This window comes from Sandaracinobacteroides sp., from assembly GCF_057137845.1.
Genome location: NZ_DBNHFX010000047.1, coordinates 1 through 4,539, shown reverse-complemented (window position 1 = coordinate 4,539; position 4,539 = coordinate 1). Strand labels below are relative to the sequence as shown.

The 4,539-nt window shown below is 64.9% G+C and carries 6 protein-coding genes; 2 read left to right on the top strand and 4 right to left on the bottom strand.

Features of this window, described 5'->3' with window-relative positions; genetic code table 11:
* Positions 1-23 precede the first annotated feature (23 nt).
* Positions 24-689, top strand: coding sequence for a superoxide dismutase (locus AC16JP_RS02375; RefSeq protein WP_484338999.1), 666 nt, complete (start codon positions 24-26; stop codon positions 687-689).
* A gap of 39 nt (positions 690-728) precedes the next feature.
* On the opposite strand, the gene AC16JP_RS02370 is transcribed toward AC16JP_RS02375, so the two are convergent.
* The 4 genes from AC16JP_RS02370 to AC16JP_RS02355 all read right to left on the bottom strand — a co-directional run bounded on the left by AC16JP_RS02370 (position 729) and on the right by AC16JP_RS02355 (position 4,169).
* A complete protein-coding gene (locus AC16JP_RS02370; RefSeq protein WP_484338998.1) occupies positions 729-1,400 on the bottom strand; it encodes a potassium channel family protein in 672 nt (223 codons plus the stop codon).
* Positions 1,390-2,697: a TrkH family potassium uptake protein gene (locus tag AC16JP_RS02365; RefSeq protein ID WP_484338997.1), complete on the bottom strand. Its 1,308-nt coding sequence runs from the start codon at positions 2,695-2,697 to the stop codon at positions 1,390-1,392. The genes AC16JP_RS02370 and AC16JP_RS02365 overlap by 11 nt, the downstream gene beginning before the upstream one ends.
* Before the next feature lie 124 nt (positions 2,698-2,821).
* Positions 2,822-3,418 (bottom strand): NAD(P)H:quinone oxidoreductase, encoded by a 597-nt coding sequence (gene wrbA, locus AC16JP_RS02360; protein ID WP_484338996.1) that lies wholly within the window; start codon positions 3,416-3,418, stop codon positions 2,822-2,824.
* Between the two features lie 52 nt (positions 3,419-3,470).
* A complete protein-coding gene (locus AC16JP_RS02355) occupies positions 3,471-4,169 on the bottom strand; it encodes a pirin family protein (RefSeq protein ID WP_484338995.1) in 699 nt (232 codons plus the stop codon).
* A 97-nt stretch (positions 4,170-4,266) separates the two neighbouring features.
* On the opposite strand from AC16JP_RS02355, the gene AC16JP_RS02350 reads away from it, so the two are divergent.
* Positions 4,267-4,539 (top strand): LysR family transcriptional regulator (locus tag AC16JP_RS02350; RefSeq protein WP_484338994.1); only part of this gene is annotated, 273 nt, incomplete at its 3' end.

Genomic DNA, 4,539 nt, shown 5'->3' with positions numbered 1-4,539 from the left:
CGAACCGAAGAAAGGACCAATGCATGCCAGCGAAATTCTCCCTCCCCCCGCTTCCGTTCGAGCCGACGGCCCTTCATCCGGCGATTTCCGCCGACACCTTCGCCCAGCACCATGCCGGGCACCACCTTGCCTACGTCGACCGGCTGAACGAGCTGGCCGAAAAGGAAGGCCTGGCCAACAAGAGCCTTGTTGAAATCATCCGCGCCCGCGCCGACGCCAAGCCGCATGAAGTGTCGCACTTCATTTCAGGCGCCGAGCTGTTCGTGCATGCGGCACAGCACTTCAACCACAGCTTCTACTGGCAAAGCCTCAGCCCCGCCGGAGGAGAGCCGGGCGGCGATCTGAAGGCCGCGATCGACCGGGACTTCGGCTCTGTCGCCGACCTGAAGGCAAAGATCGTGGCGATGGGCGTCGGCCACTTCGCCAGCGGCTGGGTGTGGCTGGTGTCCGAAGGTGGCAAGCTGAAGCTGCTGTCGGCGCACGACGCACAGACGCCGGTGATCGACCCGAATCTGAAGCCGGTGCTGACCGTCGACGTCTGGGAACACGCCTATTATCTCGACCACAAGCGCGCCCGCAAAGCCTATCTCGACGCCGTGGTCGACAAGCATCTGAACTGGGCGTTCGCAGCCCGTGCCTACGCCGCGAACAGCCTCGACGAACTGGGCCTTGGCATCAGCAACGGCTAAGCCTCCCGCCGCCACCTGCTGAAGGGGCAGCACGCCCCTTCAGCAGAGCGCGGCGAACTTCTCGACCGAAACCGTCGGACCTGAGACGATCAGCACATCCGACTGCTGGATCATCGTTTCCGGCACTGCATGCAGGAACGGCTCACGCGGGCGCTTCACGCCGACGATCGTAACCTTGTGGGTTTTGCGCACATCTGTTTCCGCCAGTGTCTTTCCCGCCATAAATTGCGGCGTGCGCGTTTTCACAATGGCGAATCCATCGTCGAACTCGATGAAATCCATCATTTTCCCCGTCACCAGATGGGCGACACGCTCGCCCATCTCGGCCTCGGGATAGACGACGTGCGTTGCCCCCACCCGTTCGAGGATGCGGCCGTGATTGTGGTTCACCGCCTTCGCCCAGATGTCGGTGCAACCGGCGTCCGTCAGCGCAACCACGGTCAGCACGCTCGCCTCGATGTCCGATCCGATCCCGACGACTGCATGCCGCATGTCGCCCGCGCCCAGTTTCTTCAGCGTCACCGTGCTGGTGCTGTCGGCCTGCACCACATGCGTCAGTTCGTCGGCCATGGTCTGCACGATCTGCATGTCCTGATCGACGCCCAGCACTTCATGGCCAAGGCGCGACAGCGACCGGGCGACCGAAGTGCCGAAACGGCCCAAGCCTATCACGATGACGGGCGGCGCGCCCTTCGTTCGTTCAGCCGACAATAGGTCTCTCCTCCGGGAAGCGATAAGGGGCGGCCTTCGCCCTGAGGGCAAGCGCAGTCGCCAGCGACACCGTGCCCACCCGCCCGACATACATCATGACGACAAGAATGAACTGCCCGGCAGGCGGCATCTCGGCGGACAGTCCGGTTGACAGCCCGACTGTCGCGAACGCCGAAATCACTTCGAACGCAATCCGTTCGACCGGCGCCTGCACGAACCCTGCCAGCACCAGCAGCGCAACCGATACCGTGGCCAGCGCCGTCAGCACCACGGCAAGCGCCTGCCGCTGCGCCTCGTGGGCGATCCGCCGCCCGAATGCGATCGATTCCGGCCTCCCGCGCACCTCGCTCCAGACCACGAACCCCAGCAGCAGAAACGTCGTCACGCGGATGCCCCCGGCTGTCGAGGCGCTACCGCCGCCGATCAGCATCAGCGCCGACGAAACCAGGATGGTGTCCGGTCGCATCAGCGCCGGATCGTCGACGGAAAAACCGCCGGACCTCGTCATCACCGAATGGAACAGCGCGCCAAGCAGGCGCGAACCCATGCTGCGGCCGCCAAGCGTGCCGACGTTGCGCCATTCCAGCATGGCCACGATCAACATTCCGACAAGGATCAGCGCCACCGAGCCCCAGAGCGTCAGTTTGGTGTGGATCGACCAGCGCTGCGGCCTGCGCCATTCCTGGTGCAGTTCGAAAAGCACCGGAAAGCCGATGCCGCCGACGATCACCCCCAGCATCAGCGGCAGCAGAAACAGGATGTCGTTGCGATGCGGCGCAAGCCCTTCGGGAAGGGTGGAAAAACCGGTGTTCATGAACGCCGAGCAGGCATGGAACAGCCCATGCCAGAGCGCCGGTCCGAACGGCATCCCCCACGACCAGAAGCGCGCCGTCAGCCAGACCGTCAGCACTGCCTCGCCGGCAAGCGTCGCCACGACGACAAGACGCAGAACCTTGCCCACGTCGCCGAGGTCGAGGCTGCGCATTTCGGCCGACGCCATCAACCGGCTGCGCAACGGCAGCGCGCGCGTGACCAGCAGGCCAAGCAGCGTCGCCCCGGTCATGATGCCCAGACCGCCGGTTTCCAGCAGCAGCAGCAGCACGACATGCCCGAACGGCGACCAGTAGGACGGCGTATCCACCACCGTCAGGCCGGTTACGCAGAGCGCCGATGTCGCTGTGAACAGCGCCGCCATGAAGTCGGCGCTATCCGTGCCCGACATGCCGCCTGCGCGTGCCATCGGCAGCATCAGCAGCACGGTTCCTGCCGTAATGCCGGCCAGAAATGCCAGCGGCACCACACGCTCGGGGTGGCCGATCCTGCGGCGCTCGATCCGGTCCGTCAGGCTGATGTCCTCCTCGCAAGACCCCGCGCATTGATACGTCCCCGTTCAGGGAAAGACAACGCGCGGGGCATCGCGATCAGGCCGAGAGTTTCGCCGCCAGTTCCGCCGCGTGGCGGCCCAGATAGCGCGCACCCTCGAGGTCGGTCGCCGAAGGCTTGCGGCTGCGGTCGGCGCCCGCGATCGTCGAAGCGCCATAGGGCGAACCGCCGACGATCTCGTCGTGGCGCATCTGGCCCTGGAAGCTGTAGGGCAGACCCGTCACCACCATCCCGTGATGCAGCAACTGGGTGATGATCGCGAACAGCGTCGTCTCCTGTCCGCCATGCTGGGTTGCGGTCGAGGTGAAGGCCGCACCCACCTTGCCTATCAGGCCGCCCTCTACCCACAGTCGGCCGGTCTGGTCCCAGAAGTTCGACATCTGGCTTGCCATATGGCCAAAGCGCGTAGGCGCGCCGACCAGAATGGCGTCATAGCCAGCCAGTTCATCGACGGTCGCGATCGGCGCCGACTGCTGCTTGTAGCCGCTGGCGCTGGCGATCTGTTCCGGCACCAGTTCCGGCACCCGCTTCACCACCGCCTCGGCGCCCGCTGCGCGAACACCTTCGGCAACTGCACCGGCCATGATCTCCATGTGGCCGTAGCTGGAATAATAAAGTACGAGAACCTTTGTCATCTGAATGGCATCCCTTCCATCATGATCCTTTGCGGACGCATTGCTATCCGCATTATTCCGTCGCGTCGACAAGGACGAGTTCGCTGTCCTCGATCGCTTCGACAACCAGTTCGGCAACGTCGCGGATCGCGACGCCGTCGCGCGGCTGCACTTCGACGCCGTTCACCTTCACCCGGCCGGCGGCCGCAACCAGATAGCCGACCCGCGCCGCACCGAACCGGTAGCTGGTGGCGGTGCCGCGTTGCAGCGTTGCGCCAAGCACGCGGGCGCTTGCCTGTATCGGCAGCGCGCCTTCGTCGTCGAAGCCGCTCGCCAGCACCACGAACCGCCCGGCGCGATCCGCCTTGGGGAAGGGCTGCATCCCCCACTGCGGGCTTGCGCCCGCCCGGTCGGGCAGGATCCAGATCTGGAACAGCGTGGTTTCCACATCCTCCAGATTGGCCTCGCTGTGCCTGACGCCGGTTCCCGCGCTCATTACCTGCACATCGCCGGCGGCGGTGCGTCCGCGATTTCCCATGCTGTCCTCGTGCGTGATGGCACCGGTGCGCACATAGGTGATGATCTCCATGTCGCGGTGCGGGTGCGGCGGAAAGCCGGCGCCGGGCGCGATACGGTCGTCGTTCCAGACACGCAGACTTCCCCAGCCCATGCGATCGGCATCGTGATAGCCGGCAAAGCTGAAATGGTGGCGCGCATCGAGCCAGCCATGGTCGGCGGCGCCAAGCGATGCGAACGGCCTAACTTCGATCATGTATGATCTCCTCAGCCGGGTCATCCGGCACGGGCTTCAAATAGGCGTTCGCGTGTCATATAAGAATAGAAAGGATAGAAACGGATCATTTCACAAAATGACTGATACGGATTTTGCCGGCTGGGAACTGTTCGTCGCCGTCGCCGAAGCGGGAAGCTTCGCGGGCGCCGCGCGCAGCCGTGGCCTTTCGGTGCCGACCGTATCGCGGGCGATCGCACGGCTGGAACAACGCCTCGGCGCGACGCTGTTTCACCGGACTTCGCGGCGGCTGTCGCTTTCCGCCTTCGGCGTCGAGGCGCTGGGGCAGGCGCAGGCGCTGGTGCAGCAGGCCGAGGCGATGGAAGAGCGGCTGGGCGAAGCCGCGTCTACT